Genomic DNA, 17,306 nt, shown 5'->3' with positions numbered 1-17,306 from the left:
TTAAAGAATCAAAAGGTTTAATTTGTGATTTCAACTTTTGTCAAATATGATGCCTTTTATACTGATCAGATCTATTTTTTAATTGAAAAAAGCAAAAAAAAAGTCCCAAAATTGGGACTTAAAACTTTATTTTTCTCTGATATAAATATCTATCGGAACTCCTGCAAAGTCCCAATTTTCTCTAATCTTATTTTCAAGATATCTCTTATATGGTTCCTTAACATATTGTGGCATGTTAGCAAAAAACACAAACTGAGGCGTTTGAGTTGGCAATTGCATACAATATTTAATTTTCACATACTTACCTTTTGTCGCCGGCGGCGGATAAGCTTCAATTACTTTCAACATGTATTCGTTGAATTTTGAAGTCGCAATTCTTTGCTTTCTGTTTTCAAAAACCTGAACTGTAGCTTCCAATGCTTTCAACAAACGTTGTTTTGTCAATGCCGAAACGAAAAGAATTGGCACATCTGTAAACGGCATTAATTCTTTTTTGATTTTTTCCTCATAATCACGTGTAGACATGGTATCTTTTTCAACCAAATCCCATTTATTTACCAGGATTACAACACCTTTACGGTTTTTTTCTGCCAGCCAGAAAATACTCTGATCCTGACCTTCGAATCCGCGGGTTGCGTCGATTACCAATATACAAATATCTGCATGCTCAATTGCTCTTACAGAACGCATTACAGAATAAAATTCTAAATCTTCTTTCACTTTAGCTTTACGACGGATTCCCGCTGTATCCACCAAGTTGAATTCAAAACCAAAACGGTCAAATTTTGTATCAATAGCATCACGCGTGGTTCCTGCAATATCCGTTACCATGAAACGCTCTTTACCAATTAATGCATTGATAAAACTTGATTTACCTGCATTTGGGCGACCTACAACAGCAAAACGCGGTAAAACCACTTCTTCCTGAACTGGTTCTGGTTTCTCTGGGAAAGAGTCAATCAAAGCATCTAATAAATCTCCCGTTCCGCTTCCTGAAATACTTGCAAATGTGTAATATTCTCCTAAACCAAGGTTGTAAAACTCAACAGCATCTTTCTCACGCATGGCATTATCAACCTTATTTACGGCCAATAAAACTGGTTTTGTTACTTTACGAAGCAATTTAGCAACGGTTTCATCCATTGGTGTAATTCCTTCTTCTACATCAACCACAAAAATAATAACATCAGCCTCATCGATAGCAAGCTCTACTTGTTTACGGATTTCACCTTCAAATACGTCATCAGATCCACGAATATATCCGCCGGTATCAATTACAGAAAACTCTTTTCCATTCCACTCGCTTTTACCATAGTTTCTATCACGGGTAACCCCAGATACTGAATCTACAATAGCTTCTCTTCTTTGTATCAGCCTATTAAAAAGGGTCGATTTCCCCACATTAGGTCTTCCTACTATCGCAACAATGTTATTCATTTTTTTGAATTTTAGATTTTAGACTTTAGATTTTTTGATTTTAGTCTCCCATAATCAATCACTTATAAATCCAAAATGCTTTATTTTAATTTTTTGCAAAGGTAGTTAAAAAAGTGGCTTAGTCACTATCTTTCTAAATACCTGAGTTTTTTATTATTTTTCCTGTTATTTAATAAGGGTTTTCAGGAGCTAATCCTGCTATCCGTTTCAATCTTTTATGTCGCTAAAGAAGCGCCACAAAAGGATTTCCACTTCTATCAGGGCTAGGGCATAAAATTTATAAGAAGTTTTTCGTATCAAATTTCAAACCTGAAACCTGAAACAAACAAAAACTCTTATTGATTATATCCAAATCGTTTCAGCATATTAGCATTGCTTCTCCAGTTTTTATTCACTTTTACGACTAGTTCGATGTGAATTTGTTTTCCGAAGAATTTCTCTAAATCGGCACGAGCATCGGTTCCAACTTTTTTAAGAGCAGCTCCTTTATGTCCGATGATAATTCCCTTTTGAGTTTCACGTTCTACCATAATGATCGAACGGATTCGGATGATTTTTTCGTCTTCAAAAAATTCTTCTGTTACTATTTCAACCGCATACGGAATCTCTTTGCTGTAATTCAACAAGATTTTTTCACGAATAGTTTCGTTTACGAAAAAACGTTCCGGTTTGTCTGTTAACTGATCTTTTGGATAATAGGCAGGAGATTCTGGCAATAGAGAAATAATTCTGCTGAAAACTTCCGGTACATTAAAATTTTGTAGCGCTGAGATAGGGAAGATTTCTGCGTTTGGCACTTTTGCTGTCCAAAACGCCACTTGTTCTTCTAATTGTTCCTGATTTGAATTGTCGATTTTATTCAGCAACAACAAAACCGGAATTTTAGCATGAATGATTTTATTAAAGAAAGCTTCGTCTTTTAAGTCCTGCTCTCCTATTTCGACCATGTAAACTAAAATATCAGCATCTTCAAAAGCCGATTTCACAAAGTTCATCATCGACTCCTGCATTTCATAAGCGGGTTTGATGATTCCTGGGGTATCCGATAATATAAGTTGAAAATCTTCGCCATTCACGATTCCAAGAATACGATGGCGGGTTGTTTGTGCTTTTGATGTAATAATCGATAATCTTTCTCCAACAAAGGCGTTCATCAACGTTGATTTTCCAACGTTTGGATTCCCGATAATGTTTACAAAACCTGCTTTATGTGACATAATATGTGTACTTTTAATCAAGTGAAGTATCGATTTTTACTCGATGATTTGAATTCGTTTTAATTTTAGAATTCATAAATCCGATGCTGAGCCAACTCCTTTATTTCTTGATGTTTCGGGCACAAAGGTACGATGGAATCCAATACTTTCCATAAGAATTACCGAATTTTTTAAAACACGCAACAACCTACAAACTGATTCAAAGGCTTTTATCCATAAAAAAAGGACAGGCTATAAGACCTGTCCTTTAACTATTATAAACGTATTAAAATTTACTGTTTTTGAAAAACATCAATAATTACGGTACGGTTGTAAAAACGTTCTTCCGGATATTTATTGTCAAATGGTGAGCGGCTAGAATCTTCTCCGTAACCCGTTACTTCAAATTTCACATCTGTTCTGTTTGATTTTGCCAAAGCATTCTGGATAATATTTTTGACTTCATTTGCACGTGCCTCAGACAATTTTAAATTGTGGTCATCGTCTCCAATAATATCAGTATGACCATGGATAATAACCGTTCCATTCATTGGAATTTTAGGCGCTACAACTTCTGTTAAATATTTTTCATAAATAGTGATTGCTTTTGATTCGTTGAATTCAAAAATAATACTGTATCTAATTCCATCTTCGATCTTAACCGGAGTCCAACGTGTAATATGCGCTGAAGTTTCTTTAGTTACGGACTTACCACTTTTAGTTTGTCCCGTCAATGTAATTTTATAATCTCCTTCTGTTTTGTCACCCAAAATAGATTTACGAGGCAAGCTCACGCTTTCCTGAGTATAAGGACCAAAAGACTGCACTTTTCCATTTTCATCCTTGGTTTGTACTGACCACGCATTGAAAGCTTCATTAGCTCCTTTTACATCAAAAACCACATTACTTGAAGCTGGTGCTTCTTGCAAAGCTGCTGTATTTGCTGTTTTAGCATCAGGACCACTTTGAAACTCTGCCAATAATACCGGAGAACTACTCTCAATTGAAACCCTTCTGTCGCCTGCGCGAAGCAAATCCAATTCAAGTGTTCCTCCTGGCTGTTCTGAAGGAATATTTGGTTTCAGCTGTCCTTTTGTCGTAATTCTTGAAGAATTGATTCCAAAAACATCTACCAAATATTTTTTTACTGATTCCGCCATTTCTTTACCTTCCGGTTCCCCTTGTTCAGATGATCCCACTAATGTAATTGTAGTTGGAGGATTTTTTATCATACGGTCTCCCAAAATATTGATCACATTATAATATACATTCATTTGTCGTTCTGAACGACCTGATTGGTTGATTGGCGTTACCATTTCCAATTGATCTTCCCTGAAGTCTTTTACCTCATCCTTTTTAAGCAGTTTGTAACGGCTTGGTATTTCAGATGAACCAGTATCAAAGAATACATAATTTCTTAGTGGAAAAACTTCCCTTACACGTTGCTGTGGCGCACCATTAGCAGGCGCATTAACCGAAAACTGAACTTCAGGATCTGCAACTGCATTATCTATCGGACTTCCCTGACCAAATTTAAGTGCCACACCGGCTCTTATGGTTGTGATGCTCAATGTTTCAATAGAGCGTGGATCCTGTCCAAAGTAAGGATGAAATGAGGCAAAAGGAGAAAGTACAAATTGTGTTTTACTGTTTTGCGACGAAAGAGGAAAATCATACCCCATCCCAATTTGCATCGAAATGATCGTTTTTTTGACATCACTTAAATCACCTTTTATTTCAGGACTTGCAGCCTGATCAGGAAAAGCAGGATTGATGCCTAGTTGATAAGTAAATGATTTATCCACATTAAAAGCAAGACGCGGCCCTCCAAATAAATAAAAATTAGATTTGAATGGTGTAAAACGTAAACTTGGTTCTACCGTAATGTAACTAATATTCGTTTTTAAATCGGCAGGACAGTCACAAGCGGTTAACACCTGCTCAAACTTAGCTCTGCGATTGTCGTATCCGGTTTGCAGCATAAAACCGAACCGTGAATCTGGACGTTGATATTCTAAAAGAGGGGCTACAAATAATCCCACACCTTTTGCTTCATGAAAAGTAGCCGGAGGTGTAAAACCAGCATTCAATTTATAGGTTGAACCATCATAGAAATTAAAATTGGCACCCGCAGCCACACCAAACCACCAGGTAGGTTTTGTGTATTGTATTTCCTGAGCCTGAACCGGTACGTGAATACTTAACCAAACCAAAGCAACTGTTAGAATGCTTTTAAGTGTTAGAAGATTTGGGAACAATGGAATGTACAAACCTTGTTTAAAATTAGTTTTATCTTTCATTTTTATTTTTTTATTTTGTTGAAATGAATCCCATTCTAAGATGGGATTCTATATTTTATATTAATTCAGTTATGATTAGTTAGGTACATTGATAACCGTATTTACCATAGTGACTGAAGAAACAAGTGATATTGCCCTGCCATTTAATGTAGTTACATTGGCATTTGTACTATTGGCAGGAGAAGATAAAGTCACTCCGGAATTCGCAATAATATTCCCTGTCATAACTCCGCCACCAGCATAGTTAATTACCGCTGTACTGCCTACATACCAATATACATTTTTAGCCAAGGCTCCATTTATCAATTTAACACTGCTCGGTGATGAATCTCCTACTGTTAAAGCAGAAGCCGTTTGGAAAACAAATATGGCGTTAGGATCGCCTTTAGCATCTAAAGTAAGATCGCCATTTGTTATGTCGAAAGTACCGCTGTCCGATTTATAAACTCCAGGGGCTAATGTTAATCCACCTAGTTCACCTGCCCCCGGATCAATACCGCCTGGCATTGAAGCCGGAGAAATACTTAGGTATGCATCTTTTGCTGCATTTAGTCCAACTAATGCTTCCGCTGCTTTGTTAGCGTTTCCTGGTGCAGGAGCAGCTGCGAATATTTCACCCATAACAAGTCCCTGGTTAAGAAAAGTCACCGTATAAACATCACCTGTCAATACTTCTCTGAAACCTGTCATTAAAGTTGAAGCGGCTGTTGTTCCTATATTTCCATTAACTACCGTAAATAATCCCTGATTAGTCATTCCGGCGTTTCCTCCGAAAACACCAAAGAACAAATTACTTGTACTTGACGGTAGAGGATTACCAATTACGGGAGACACTGTGGTAAAGTTCCAAACATAATTTACAGCTAAAGGTGTTCCTGCAGCATTACTGGCTCCTGTAGTTATGGTAGCTGTATATATTTTATTGCTTTCTAATTGAACAGAAGGTGTAAAAGAAACCATAGATCCAGAGTAAGAAATAACTCCTAATATAGTATTTGCACCTTGTTTGACAGTAAATGTTGTAACGTTTAAGGTTAGGGGATTCATCGGCATATTAAACGTAGCCGTAATGATTTTATTAAGTGGAACAGCCGTTGCATTATTTTCAGGATTAGTTGAATTTACAATTGGTGCAATACCTGTGGTAAATGACCATACAAAGTCGGTTTGTAAAGCATTGCCATTTGTATCTTTCGCCAATGTTTTCACTCTACCGCTATAAATAGTATTAGGTGTAAGTGCATTGGTGGAAGTAAATGTTGCTGTTGTCCCTGAGTAGGTAACCGTCCCTGGAACAGTCACGCCTGCTGGTGTTGTAATGATAATGGAAGATCCGTCTATAGTTTCCGGATTCATCTCTTCGTTAAAGTTGATTGAAATTATTTGGTTTAATGGAATACCAATAGCACCTTGATCCGGGTTCGTTGATAATACAACAGGGCATACACCAACAATTTCTTCGAAATCATCATTTGCACATCCTGAAATTAAAACAATAAATAGTATTGCGATTGTGAGTAGTATTTTTTTCATTTGGGATTTATTAACGTTAAACATTTGTTAAGGCAAAGATGACCCCAATGAAGTGGAAAACATTATACGATTATAGTTGAGAGTTGTAGTATTCACATCCTGAAAAAACTTACATAATAATAATTTTATAGATATTAAATTAATAAAATTTCAATAATTTATATAAATTTTTAAAAATATGTTATTAAAAACATCAAAAGCAATTCCTTTGAGATTAAGTTAGAAATGCTATAATTGACTTGTTCTTTAATTTGATATTGCAAAAGCCTGAATTTTTAAAGATATTCATTTCAAAATATTCAGATAAATCCAACTCACTTTTCCTTAACTCGCGTAACTATATCTATATTAAGTTAATACAGAAAATAAAACATTTTTTAAACTTTTGGTTGCATTTCTAAAAAAACGACGTATATTTGCACCCGAAACATCGCGGGATAGAGCAGTAGGCAGCTCGTCGGGCTCATAACCCGAAGGTCACAGGTTCGAGTCCTGTTCCCGCTACAGAGAATAACCCATCAAAATTTTGATGGGTTTTTTGTTTTTTATTACCTGTATCAAGCCCTGTAAATGTTGACACTAACCTAAAAACAAGGTTAACCTTATTGGTTAGATATTGCCTGTTTTCAGCCCTAATTGACAATCCCTCAGGAAATACCAAGTTTTGAATTTTTATTTTACTCTCTATATCTCCCTCACTCCAGTATTTACTGATGTTCGAGACTTTTTCAACTACCTTATCGATATGTCTGTTGTGGTTAGATATTTTTTTTGCATTGGAGTATATCTGGCTTTCAATCATCTTTAATTCGGTCTCAAACTGAAGCGCATATCTATTGTATTTATCATCTCCAAAATTTGTATTCTCAAAATAGCGTTTATCCAAATTCTCAATTTTAGTTTCAATCTCTTTTTTCTTTAGAAGTAAGCTTTTCGTTTCATCTTTAGCCTCTGCGTTCACAGCATCAAAGAATTTATTTAACTGTATTTTAAAAGGCTCTACAAATTTTGAATTTAATGTATACCTTGACAATAATCTTTCAAAAGAATCATTCAAACCTTCCATTTTTGATTTTTGAGTGGTCAGAGCATTAAAACTGGCATTTTTACACTTTTGACATTTATAATAATGTGCTTTCTTTTTTCTAACCTCATAACTTGTCAGCAGGCATCCGCACTCGCATCTTAAAAATCCTGTAAGGGGTCTAAACTCATTGACTTTAGTTTTACAATATTCTTTAACAGTGATTACGTTGTTTTCCGAAAGCATATTATCAACTTTCAGGAAATCTTCTTCACTAACTAATCCCGCCCAGTTTCCTTTCACTGGTTCTTCAATTAATGCATTAACTAAGATCCCGCAATAAAAAGGGTTGCGCCACATAGAGCTAATCCCCTGCTTTGAAATAATCAAATCCAGTTTTTCAAGTTTCTGTCTGATCACATAATCTCTTTCCCCTGCAAGTTTCCATTTCCATGCCTTTTTTAAAATCTCTCCTTCCTGATTGATTGTAATAGACTGCGTGTCCTGCATTAAGGCATAGTCACCTACTTTTCTCCCCCGCATTGTATAGCCTCTGGGAGCTTTGCCAAGCCAGTTCCCTGACCTTAGCAGTGCTTTCATGCCAGGAATTGTTTTTTCTAATCTGTCCATGTTTTCCCTTCTGGCATCCAAGAGCTTGCTGTAAATATCCAGTTTACTGTATTCATCATTGGTGCATAGTCCTGATGATGTCTCGATTAGATGAACACCCAGCTTATCAACTAGTTCGTGCACAATAGTGATAGCGTTGCCTCCTGTTCTGGAGAACCTACTGATAAATTTAATGGCAATTGCGAAAGGTTTCTGCTTTGAGCTTTTAACTTCTTCCAATAGTTTTGTAAACTCTTTTCTTGTGAAATCTCCCGAGGCGCTTTCATAAGTACCTCCAAGTATGTTCTTAAGTGTATAGCCATTCCTAGATGCGAACTGAACTATTTCACTGCGCTGTTCCTCCAGACTATTATTTACTAACTGTAGTTTTGAGCTTACCCTAGTGTAACCCCAAATTTCTTTTACCTCATCTTTTTGAGTTAGTTTTTCTTTTTGAAATTTTTTGAAATTTTCAATACTCATATTCTTAGTTTTAAAAATTATAAACTATTACTGCCAATTGAAACAGGCTTTCAATTATCTCCTGTCCTTCCGCTTCGGATATTGTTTCAAAACCTTTACAACTTCTTAATTCTTCAATAGTTAATTTTTGCTGATTCTTTACGGTTTTTCCTTTCTCATTACCAGAAACGCTCTCTCTTTGTTCGAGCATTATATTTGTGCTCTCAGCATGTGGCTCTACTAACTCCCTGCCTATAGTGGTTTTTCTTTTATCCGTTCTTTCATTTCTCATCGTGCACCTCCTGCTCTAAACTGTAAAAGACCGCTTTCACGATCCTTCCTAATTACACATAATTATATTTATTTTAATAAATATAATTATGCATGTTTGAAGCTATGACGTTTATAGTGCCACTGGTACTCCTTGTCTTTCAAAGACATAATATCGAAAACGAAAATTGCAGGCTTACAGCAATTTCAATAATTAAAGCTTGGCTAGAACAAACCGAAAGGTGTTTTTTCGATAAACAGCAATTAATAAAATTTTACCAATGTATCTTATCAATTCTTTATATATGGCACACTGAAAATCATGTTTCATACATTAGACGCGAATTAAACACGTCTGTAGAATTATATTTCTTGAAATTTCGCTGTTATGTCAAGGCTTTTTAATGTGTTTTTCTTCAAATTCCTCTGTAAGCTGTATTATCTTTTTAGATAAAACAACGAGTTCTATTGTCTGCTTTTCGAGTTTGTACAGATATGCCGAAGCTTTCCTTTCGGAAAATTTTTGATATAAAATCTTTACAACCTGATTGTAATTTACCCCGACAGCCCTAAACTGGCTGTAAAATGAGGTCAGGCGCATATAATAATCCATTGTCGCTTTATCAATCTTAACTGTTTTTATTCCTTTTTGAAAAACACACGCTGTAATAAAGTGTGCCATTACATGCATCCCTGAGGTTTCAAAAAGAGTCAGGAAGCGTGCATTTTCTTCTGCAGTAAGACTGATGGAATAGCGGTGGACGGCGGGATCTATTTTGGAAGGTCTTCCTCCTTTATTCCGATTCTTTTTTTCTTCATTTTCCATAACTTCTTATTTCAATTTCTTTAAACCAATATAAAATATACTCAGAGTTACAATCCAATTTGGAAGTGTGTGGAAGCAGTTGGAAGCATTTGGCTTTTTGTTCTTAGCCCAGTCTTAAACCTTTAATATTGGAATTCTTTTTATTTATAATTATCCAAAGAAATAATAAAAAGAAACCGAAGGTATGACGGGCTTAACAGTCTGGCAAAAAGACTTCGGCATAATGCCTTGCTCGTTCCTCTCAAGACACCCTTCGGGACTTATTCCGATTCCTTTTGGCCTGTCTGAATCCCGTCCTTTGGGATTGCTTTCTTTTTCTTTTTTCATTTTTTCTGTTTTCTTTTGGAAAAATATTTTTTTTAAGGCACTGCTGGACTGGCTTGGCAACCGCTGACCTTTGTGTATACTTGCACGCTTGATTGCGTGACTGCCTGCTGGCTTGCAGGCAGGAATGCCAACCTGCATACATGCTTACCTGCGCACTTGAATATATGATTGCTTCATTGCTTGATTACTTGAATACCTTAAGACTTGCCTACCTGCATGAGTAAATAATAATATGCACAGGTAGCCATTTTAAGTTTTAACTCTAATCGAGTTAATTTTTAATACACATATAATGAAATACTTAGCTAATATTATCTTTTATTATTTATAACTCAATGCCATTATATTTCTTAAATTCACATAAGTATAGAATTTGAAATTTAAGAAATGGAAAAACGTAAAATTTACGATCGCGATTTCATACTAAATGCAGTACAAATGGCACTTGAAACAAATCCTATTAAGGTGGCTAAAGAACTGGGCATAGCTACCACAAACATCTACAGATGGCAAGCTGAACTTCAAAAATACGGAACAGAAAGTTTCTGCGGGCGTGGATATTTTAGAACCCCCGAACAAAAAAGATCTTCTGAACTTAAAAGAAAGCTTAAAGAATTAGAACTTCAAATTGAAATTTTTAAGAGCGCAAGCAAATATATCCCTGAAGGCAAACCAATGATTTTTCATTTTATTAAAAACAATCTAAATAAATATCCGCTTTGGAAAATGTGTAAAGTTTTAGGCATAGAAGAATTTACATATTATAGATGGCGAGATAAATTACTTTCTCCCAAACAACTTCAAACAACTTTAATAGATAAAGAAATAACTTCTATATTTTATGAAAATAAAGGGCTGTATGGCAGTGGAAAAATTACTGCAGAATTACAAAGTCGAGGTTTTAAATTAAAAGAGTGTTCCGTATCTGTTCATATGAAAAAACTCGGTCTTGTAAGTAAGCTTAGTAGCAGACATAAAACAACTGGCTCATCATTTATTCCCCATAATCCTTGTATCTTTCCTAATGTTCTAAATCGAAAGTTTAAAGCTGACGAGCCTTCTCAGATTTGGATATCGGACATAACAAGCTTAGAAACAGTGGAGGGACTCTTATTCCTAACTATTATTATGGATTTATTTGACAGAAAAATTGTTGGATGGAATTTGAGTGAAGGGTTGACAATAAAGGAAACTTCTTTGCCTACTTGGGAAATGGCTATTCAAAATCGTAAAACAAAAAAGGAATTAGTATTTCATTCCGATAGATCCCCTCAATACGCTAATAAGATATTTACCCGTAAATTAAACACATATAAAAATATTATACGAAGTATGAGCAGGACACAGAATCATTTAGATAATGCTGTGGCTAAAAACTTTTTTATTTCCCTCAAATTTGAATTAACTGATTTAAAGGTTCTTCTGACTAAAAAACAAATGGAAGAAAAAATATCTGAATATATTGAAAATCTTCATTAAAAAGATATTCCGCTATAAATTACCAAACTTCAGACTATGAAAAAATACGAACGTAATTTTAAAGAAAATGCAGTTAAATTAAGTTATAAGAGAGGCAATAGGCAAACTGCAAGCCTTGCAAGGGAACTAGGAATAACTCCAGATACCTTGTATAAATGGCGACAAGACTTTGAAAAATTTGGAACAGGAAGTTTTTGTGGACGGGGTCACCCTAAATTGACTCCTGAAAAAGCCATAATCACTGACCTTGAAAAGAAAATTAAAAATTCAAAAATTACACTCGAGATTTTAAGTAAAGGAACCAAATATGTTTCTCAAGGGAAAATAATGACTAAAAACTTTATCGAAGAAAATAAATATAAATTTTCAATTGCAAAAATGTTAACTGTATTAAACGTCTCAGAAACCACATATTATAGAACAAAAAAACAAGAACTTACTGATTCAGAAGCTCGAATAATTCTATTAAAACAAGAAATTATGAACATTTATTATGAATTCAAGAGAACATATGGATGTTTTAAAATTACAAAGGAACTACAAAGCAGAGGGTTTAAAATAAGAAACTCATCAGTAAAAAAATACATGAGAATGTTGGGCTTGCGTAGAAAAGTTAAAAGAAAGTTTAAGTTAACAACTGATTCGCATCATAATTTATATGTCGTTCCAAATGTTTTAAATAGAGAATTTACAGTCAGTGAGCCTGCTAAAGCTTGGGTTTCAGACATAACATATATACAGACAAAAAAAGGCTTTTTATATCTTACGGTTGTTATGGATTTATTTGATAGAAAAATAATAGGATGGATTTTAAGCACAAAAATGAGTACCAAAGCAACAATTTTACCCGCTTGGAAAATGGCAGTTAAGAACAGGAAAATTACTAAAGATTTAATCTTTCATTCTGATAGAGGTGTTCAATATGCTAATAAAATTTTCGCTAGTACACTAGACTCTTATAAGTGTGTAATACGTAGTATGAGTCGTAGGCAAAATCATAATGACAATGCCGTTTGTGAAAGTTTTTTCAGCTCTTTTAAAAGAGAATTAATTAACGGGAATAAACTCCTAACCAGAAAACAGATGAGAGCCGATGTATATGAATATATTGAAAATTGGTATAATAAAAAAAGAAGGCATTCATTTTTAGACCATAAAACAATCGAAGAATTTGATAGATTACATTTAATATAATCACATTGTACATTAATAATCCGGCATTGCATTGTACACATCTCAATAATAACGTATAACCATTACAATAAAAAAGGGCATCAAGCCCTTTCAATTAAATCCATTCCTAAATAAGTTGTCACGGGACAACGGCAAGTTGTGTTTTGAGATGCTTGAAATGAATTCAGCATCTCAAAACAACTTGCCCTGCGGGGCTGGAAAACGTCTCCAAAGTCGCCGTTTTATTAAAATTATAAATGGACATAGATTAGTTCGTCGTGCTCTTTTTATTTTCTTTTAAATATTTCTTGTGGAGCATATCCAGTAAGTCACCTTCTTCCAATGGAATTAGCATTTCTATTATTCTCAAAAGGCTGTAAACGTATCTTTCAACATGCCTCGGACTATTATTGGTACTGACTTCCATTCCGTCTAATGCCAGCATTCCTGCTTTGAGTAAATCCATAATCATACAAAACAGATCGGAATATCCCTGAACATTTATCTCCAGATTATGTATATCGTTTCGCATTTTTGATGCAGGTTTAAGCATTATAAAGTAATGCTCCGGATTTTCAACCAGATCATTTAATTTAATTTTATTTTTTTTCATATCTATATATTTTACTAGTTAAATCGAGTTATATGCATTGATGCAGTAATTTCAGCATTAGGCATTCTCTTTAGATTCATTAACTTTTTTTATTTTCTCAAGCCCTCTTTCACGCATAAGCTCTCCCGCATCAAGCATTTTTATTAAATGGATATACGGAGTTGTAAGATCAATATCACCGTCTCCTTTGTACGGAGACAACGAAACGCTCACTATTTCAGAAAGGAAAAATTCAAACTCCTTAAGGCTTTTCTCTGCAAATGCCTTTCGAAATACGGCGAAAGGATTGTCATATTCCTGCTTTGTCAGTGAAGTGAGATGAAATACATTTTCTGTGCGGATTGACTCTTTCACTCTCCAATTACTGCTTTTTTTATACAAGCAGTAGTATGTTTTCAAAAATGAGCATATTGCTTTATAGAATATAAAAATCTCGCTTGGTCTATCATTACTGCAGATTTCTTCTTTAAAGCTGTACAGTACTGCCTGTGTTAAATTTCGTTTATAGTAGTCAAGATGTGCAAAATCAAAAAGGGCATCAGATGCTTCAAATGGATTTCCTGCCTCAAATCCAGCCCAGAACCTAGTCTCAAAGTTATTTTTCTTCTTTTTCATGATTTAAAAAATTAGTTATCCATTTTTTCATTTTTATTTTCGCTATTAATCTCTAAATAAAGCTTATGCAGTTTGTCAAGCCCTTCCGCTTCACTACACGGCATTAGCTGTATTGCAATTTCCAAAATACTCGTAAGATGAAAAGAGGGATCTTCGATTTGGCTGGAATTCTCAAGATCTGAATTCTCTAGTGTGTGAAGTGCAATTTTTAGCAGATCCTGTATTGTATAAATGAGTTTTATGTAGCTCGTAAATTTTATATCTGCATGATAAATACCTTCTTTCTCTCTCTGCGGGGTCAATGTTCTAAAATAAAAACTGCTTTTCAGTTCTTTGATAAAATCATCCCCCTTTTTATTTTCATTGGTTTCCATATTCTTTAAATATTTGTTTGGTTTGCTCAGCATACTGCTGATACATTTTTTTTACTTCACTCATCAGCCACTGCATTTTTTCATATGCTGATTCAACAATTTCTGCAGTTAACGGTTCAATTTCTTCTCCCCACTGAACAGCTTTTCGGGCAAGATCAAGCTTTCTTAAAAGTTCTTTCTCTTCTTTGTTATCTAAATCAAAAGTTCTACATAAGGCACTATTAAACTTCGCAATACGCTCCTGCTGGTCTGAAATATTTTCAACCATCACCCATTCACCCGTTAGAACCCATGAGGTATTAATAAAAAGATATCGAAACTGCTCATGTATAACATACAATGCCATTAAATGATTCTCGTTTCCACGGTGATACTTTAAATCTCTGCCAATAGTATTGGCCTCTGATATCCACATTTGATAATTTGCAACAGTCTTTTTCAAAAGCCGTTTCATGTTTAATTTTTTTATATCCACAACAGGTTTCCCTCCAGAGTTTCTATACACAAGATCTATTTCTTTACAATTGAAAAGAAAAAATAAATTTCCTTTTCCGACTTCTCTCTTTATACACTCCCTGTCAAAAAAACAAAATGAAAAATTATTGTATTTTTCAACTACTTTCCATAAATGGAAGACAACATCGTCATAGTAATGGGGGCTTTTTTTGCTCACAACAATTGTCAGAATCCCTATTTTTGATTCTACAGCAGAATCCGAAAAGTAAATACAATCAGCTTCTACAAACTCTACTAAGAGCTTCACTGTTTTTTTGACTGCCCTATATTTGGCATGGTCTTTCTGTGTTAAAATATTATAGTACATGATCTTTCTGTTTAAAGTTCAGCCGAAATCAAGTTCTCAGTACGTCTTAATTCATCTTGTACAACACCTGTGCAGAAACCAGCAAAATCATTGTATCGATCCTGTAAGAGATTCATATCCAGTTCAGAAAAAGTATCAGCACCGCTGTATCTCAGCGAAGCAAATGACCTGCTTAATATCGTAAACAAGTTTCTGTCCTGCTCTGTATCCCTCGGAAAGTAACTGCTTATTTCAGGGTTAAAATGATCGCAGATTTCCAATAGATAGGAAAGGGAAAAATGATTTGGAGAATATCCCATAAACAAACGGATCATCCCAAGACAGATCTGCTCTGTCATAGTATGGAGCATCAAACCTTTAAGAGGAGCATAACATGCCCATTCATAATCTTCCTGCCATCTTTCCATATTGTTTACCACAATATTTCTGTAGCACAGGTATTCTTTTGCCGATGTTACACTGCGGACTGGAAGATCTCCAAGTTCCAGAACAGCAGATTCTTTTTTAAACAAAGCCTTTCCGTTTTTTATAATATTTAAAAAGAAATACTTCTGATCACCTGTTGCGCTCTTAAGCTCAGAAATATGATGAATCAAAAGTGTTGCTGTGCAATGCTCTTTGGTTCTACTTTTAATAATATCAGCCAGATCATGCACTGCATTTGCTTTACTTTCTTTGACAAGCACTAATAGATAAAAGTATTTAACCCTTTTTTCCACTGTTCCAAAACAATAAACTGCCTCAGTCTTAAGATAGGACGTAACGGTATCACTAACAATCTTCTCATAGTCTATTACTGCATCATTTAAAATTTCTGGATTCTGTTTTGGTTCAATAAAAAAAACGGATTTTTCCTCACAGTAAGAAAGCTGGTCTTGGAAGATCTTTTTAGTTTCTTTTAAGATGCGGTAAAGTTTCTTCTGTGCTTGCTTAACCCTGTCTTTCTTAATCTTTGTTTTGCCTCCATAAGGAAATTCAATCCTTGCTCTATCAAGTAAATCTGCAATTTCTTTATCCTTATCATGATCAGTATTGAACACCTGCTTCAAGATAGGTGCATATTCCTTTATCGTATTTAAGTGATCTAATGTATAGTGATTCGAATGAGATTTTCCCATGACCAGTTCTCCGATTATACCAAAAAGAAGGTTTACCGCCTGATGGATTGTATAGAGTGCCATATAATGGTTATTTGTTCCTTCATAATGCTGGGAACCTCTTCTTAATGATTCTGCTTTGGCTAAAAGCCCGCGGTTTTTCTTTACTGCTTTTTTAAGCAGAACAGATACAGTCGGAATATCTTTTGTAATCTTAAAATCAAACTCCTCGTTTTTAAACAGGCTTATGTTTGATAAATACCACTTTAGATAATACAAGCTCCCATGCTTTAAGCGATGCAGTACATCCCATAGATTTATAATTACATAAGGAACGGACGGATATTTTTTTAAAACCTTATCCGCCCAGTCATACATTTCCGATGCAATCTGCTGTGAATCTTCCCTTAAGATTATAGTAAATATATAACCTCTTTTACCCGCGGTCTCTGCCTCATGCAGGGTGACCGCTGTAATGTCCATAAATGATTGGAGCTCTCTAACGGCATTCTCCAATTCTTTCTGATCTTGAAATTGAATTACACTACTCATAATTTTATTTTTTTTAATTAATACTTGTGTGAAAAATTGTATTTTTGTTTAACACACAGACAAGTAAGTGATTAGTCGTACTGTACCGTATCAATTTGTATTGTACCGTACAAGACTTTTTCTATATCATACAGGAGACTTACTTTTTTATTCTTAATTATTATCTTTGAGCTATGAGTACAGTAACAAAACCAAATCACATAGGACGAAAAATCAGTCGTATTCGTGAACTAAAAGACATGAAACAGGAAGCATTGGCACAAGCTATGGGAACAAATCAGCAGGCTATTTCTATTATGGAAAACAGCGAAACAATAGAAGAAGAAAAATTAAAAGAAGTAGCAAAAGCATTGGGAGTAACTGTGGAAGCAATTAAGAATTTTTCAGAAGAGGGTGTGTTTAATTATTTTAATAATTTTAATGACAATAGTTTTACGCATGGTGCATTCAATGCGAATCATTGCACATTTAGCCCATTGGATAAATTAATCGAATCTCACGAACAACAGATCAAACTATACGAACGTTTGGTTCAAGCTGAAAAAGACAAAGTCGAATATTTGGAAAAATTACTAAAAGCAAAATAAGCTTTTATA

At 34.7% G+C, this 17,306-nt stretch carries 16 protein-coding genes and 1 tRNA gene; 4 read left to right on the top strand and 13 right to left on the bottom strand.

Features of this window, described 5'->3' with window-relative positions; all coding sequences use genetic code 11:
* Window positions 1–126 precede the first annotated feature (126 nt).
* From der to DMB68_RS21190, 4 genes are all read right to left on the bottom strand, one after another.
* The gene (gene der, locus DMB68_RS21205; protein ID WP_110348635.1) at window positions 127–1,437 is read right to left on the bottom strand and encodes a ribosome biogenesis GTPase Der; all 1,311 of its coding nucleotides are present in this window, start codon (window positions 1,435–1,437) and stop codon (window positions 127–129) included.
* 335 nt (window positions 1,438–1,772) lie between these two features.
* Window positions 1,773–2,654, bottom strand: a complete 882-nt coding sequence (gene era, locus DMB68_RS21200; protein WP_026985744.1) for a GTPase Era — start codon at window positions 2,652–2,654, stop codon at window positions 1,773–1,775.
* A 272-nt stretch (window positions 2,655–2,926) separates the two neighbouring features.
* Window positions 2,927–4,933, bottom strand: coding sequence for an OmpA family protein (locus DMB68_RS21195; RefSeq protein ID WP_110348634.1), 2,007 nt, complete (start codon window positions 4,931–4,933; stop codon window positions 2,927–2,929).
* A 75-nt stretch (window positions 4,934–5,008) separates the two neighbouring features.
* Window positions 5,009–6,466 carry an ice-binding family protein gene (locus DMB68_RS21190; protein WP_110348633.1) on the bottom strand — a complete coding sequence of 486 codons (1,458 nt, stop codon included), beginning with the start codon at window positions 6,464–6,466 and terminating at the stop codon, window positions 5,009–5,011.
* A gap of 431 nt (window positions 6,467–6,897) precedes the next feature.
* On the opposite strand from DMB68_RS21190, the gene DMB68_RS21185 reads away from it, so the two are divergent.
* Window positions 6,898–6,970: transfer RNA gene (locus DMB68_RS21185), tRNA-Met, on the top strand.
* Here the strand turns inward: DMB68_RS21185 and DMB68_RS23815 are convergent.
* The 4 genes from DMB68_RS23815 to DMB68_RS21160 form a co-directional block, all read right to left on the bottom strand.
* Window positions 6,930–8,582, bottom strand: a complete 1,653-nt coding sequence (locus tag DMB68_RS23815; protein WP_394335925.1) for a recombinase family protein — start codon at window positions 8,580–8,582, stop codon at window positions 6,930–6,932. The genes DMB68_RS21185 and DMB68_RS23815 overlap by 41 nt on opposite strands.
* Window positions 8,583–8,592: 10 nt before the next feature.
* Window positions 8,593–8,853, bottom strand: a complete 261-nt coding sequence (locus DMB68_RS21175; protein WP_086894140.1) for a hypothetical protein — start codon at window positions 8,851–8,853, stop codon at window positions 8,593–8,595.
* A gap of 369 nt (window positions 8,854–9,222) precedes the next feature.
* Window positions 9,223–9,657, bottom strand: a complete 435-nt coding sequence (mobA, locus tag DMB68_RS21165) for a conjugal transfer protein MobA (RefSeq protein WP_110348631.1) — start codon at window positions 9,655–9,657, stop codon at window positions 9,223–9,225.
* Window positions 9,658–9,807: 150 nt separating this feature from the next.
* A complete protein-coding gene (locus DMB68_RS21160) occupies window positions 9,808–10,122 on the bottom strand; it encodes a hypothetical protein (protein WP_110348630.1) in 315 nt (104 codons plus the stop codon).
* A gap of 249 nt (window positions 10,123–10,371) precedes the next feature.
* On the opposite strand from DMB68_RS21160, the gene DMB68_RS21155 reads away from it, so the two are divergent.
* Together DMB68_RS21155 and DMB68_RS21150 are read left to right on the top strand one after the other, a co-directional pair.
* Window positions 10,372–11,463 carry an IS3 family transposase gene (locus DMB68_RS21155; protein ID WP_110348629.1) on the top strand — a complete coding sequence of 364 codons (1,092 nt, stop codon included), beginning with the start codon at window positions 10,372–10,374 and terminating at the stop codon, window positions 11,461–11,463.
* Window positions 11,464–11,499: 36 nt separating this feature from the next.
* On the top strand, window positions 11,500–12,657 hold the full coding sequence (locus DMB68_RS21150) for an IS3 family transposase (RefSeq protein WP_110348628.1): 1,158 nt from the start codon (window positions 11,500–11,502) through the stop codon (window positions 12,655–12,657).
* Window positions 12,658–12,904: 247 nt separating this feature from the next.
* On the opposite strand, the gene DMB68_RS21145 is transcribed toward DMB68_RS21150, so the two are convergent.
* The 5 genes from DMB68_RS21145 to DMB68_RS21125 are packed head-to-tail and all read right to left on the bottom strand — an operon-like array spanning window position 12,905 to window position 16,710.
* Window positions 12,905–13,249 (bottom strand): hypothetical protein, encoded by a 345-nt coding sequence (locus DMB68_RS21145; RefSeq protein WP_110348627.1) that lies wholly within the window; start codon window positions 13,247–13,249, stop codon window positions 12,905–12,907.
* A 57-nt stretch (window positions 13,250–13,306) separates the two neighbouring features.
* Window positions 13,307–13,864, bottom strand: a complete 558-nt coding sequence (locus DMB68_RS21140) for a hypothetical protein (protein ID WP_110348626.1) — start codon at window positions 13,862–13,864, stop codon at window positions 13,307–13,309.
* 11 nt (window positions 13,865–13,875) lie between these two features.
* Complete coding sequence (locus DMB68_RS21135; RefSeq protein ID WP_110348625.1) at window positions 13,876–14,238, bottom strand: hypothetical protein; 363 nt, start codon at window positions 14,236–14,238, stop codon at window positions 13,876–13,878.
* Window positions 14,225–15,061, bottom strand: a complete 837-nt coding sequence (locus tag DMB68_RS21130; protein WP_110348624.1) for a hypothetical protein — start codon at window positions 15,059–15,061, stop codon at window positions 14,225–14,227. Before DMB68_RS21130 ends, DMB68_RS21135 begins: the two co-directional genes overlap by 14 nt.
* An 11-nt stretch (window positions 15,062–15,072) precedes the next feature.
* Window positions 15,073–16,710, bottom strand: a complete 1,638-nt coding sequence (locus DMB68_RS21125; RefSeq protein WP_110348623.1) for a hypothetical protein — start codon at window positions 16,708–16,710, stop codon at window positions 15,073–15,075.
* 173 nt (window positions 16,711–16,883) lie between these two features.
* On the opposite strand from DMB68_RS21125, the gene DMB68_RS21120 reads away from it, so the two are divergent.
* Entirely contained in the window at window positions 16,884–17,297 is a 414-nt protein-coding gene (locus DMB68_RS21120) for a helix-turn-helix domain-containing protein (protein WP_042563948.1), read from the top strand.
* Window positions 17,298–17,306: the final 9 nt, after the last annotated feature.

Origin of the sequence: Flavobacterium hydrophilum (assembly GCF_003202405.1) — a bacterium.
Lineage (GTDB): Bacteria > Bacteroidota > Bacteroidia > Flavobacteriales > Flavobacteriaceae > Flavobacterium > Flavobacterium hydrophilum.
The sequence above is the reverse complement of the archived record's forward strand: the minus strand, read 5'-3'. Positions and strand labels throughout refer to the sequence as shown.

Coding starts and splice junctions, on each gene's coding strand:
- der (WP_110348635.1), bottom strand. CDS start 1,437: ATGAATAACATTGTTGCGATAGTAGGAAGACCTAATGTGGGGAAATCG.
- era (WP_026985744.1), bottom strand. CDS start 2,654: ATGTCACATAAAGCAGGTTTTGTAAACATTATCGGGAATCCAAACGTT.
- DMB68_RS21195 (WP_110348634.1), bottom strand. CDS start 4,933: ATGAAAGATAAAACTAATTTTAAACAAGGTTTGTACATTCCATTGTTC.
- DMB68_RS21190 (WP_110348633.1), bottom strand. CDS start 6,466: ATGAAAAAAATACTACTCACAATCGCAATACTATTTATTGTTTTAATT.
- DMB68_RS23815 (WP_394335925.1), bottom strand. CDS start 8,582: ATGAGTATTGAAAATTTCAAAAAATTTCAAAAAGAAAAACTAACTCAA.
- DMB68_RS21175 (WP_086894140.1), bottom strand. CDS start 8,853: ATGAGAAATGAAAGAACGGATAAAAGAAAAACCACTATAGGCAGGGAG.
- mobA (WP_110348631.1), bottom strand. CDS start 9,657: ATGGAAAATGAAGAAAAAAAGAATCGGAATAAAGGAGGAAGACCTTCC.
- DMB68_RS21160 (WP_110348630.1), bottom strand. CDS start 10,122: ATGCAGGTTGGCATTCCTGCCTGCAAGCCAGCAGGCAGTCACGCAATC.
- DMB68_RS21155 (WP_110348629.1), top strand. CDS start 10,372: ATGGAAAAACGTAAAATTTACGATCGCGATTTCATACTAAATGCAGTA.
- DMB68_RS21150 (WP_110348628.1), top strand. CDS start 11,500: ATGAAAAAATACGAACGTAATTTTAAAGAAAATGCAGTTAAATTAAGT.
- DMB68_RS21145 (WP_110348627.1), bottom strand. CDS start 13,249: ATGAAAAAAAATAAAATTAAATTAAATGATCTGGTTGAAAATCCGGAG.
- DMB68_RS21140 (WP_110348626.1), bottom strand. CDS start 13,864: ATGAAAAAGAAGAAAAATAACTTTGAGACTAGGTTCTGGGCTGGATTT.
- DMB68_RS21135 (WP_110348625.1), bottom strand. CDS start 14,238: ATGGAAACCAATGAAAATAAAAAGGGGGATGATTTTATCAAAGAACTG.
- DMB68_RS21130 (WP_110348624.1), bottom strand. CDS start 15,061: ATGTACTATAATATTTTAACACAGAAAGACCATGCCAAATATAGGGCA.
- DMB68_RS21125 (WP_110348623.1), bottom strand. CDS start 16,710: ATGAGTAGTGTAATTCAATTTCAAGATCAGAAAGAATTGGAGAATGCC.
- DMB68_RS21120 (WP_042563948.1), top strand. CDS start 16,884: ATGAGTACAGTAACAAAACCAAATCACATAGGACGAAAAATCAGTCGT.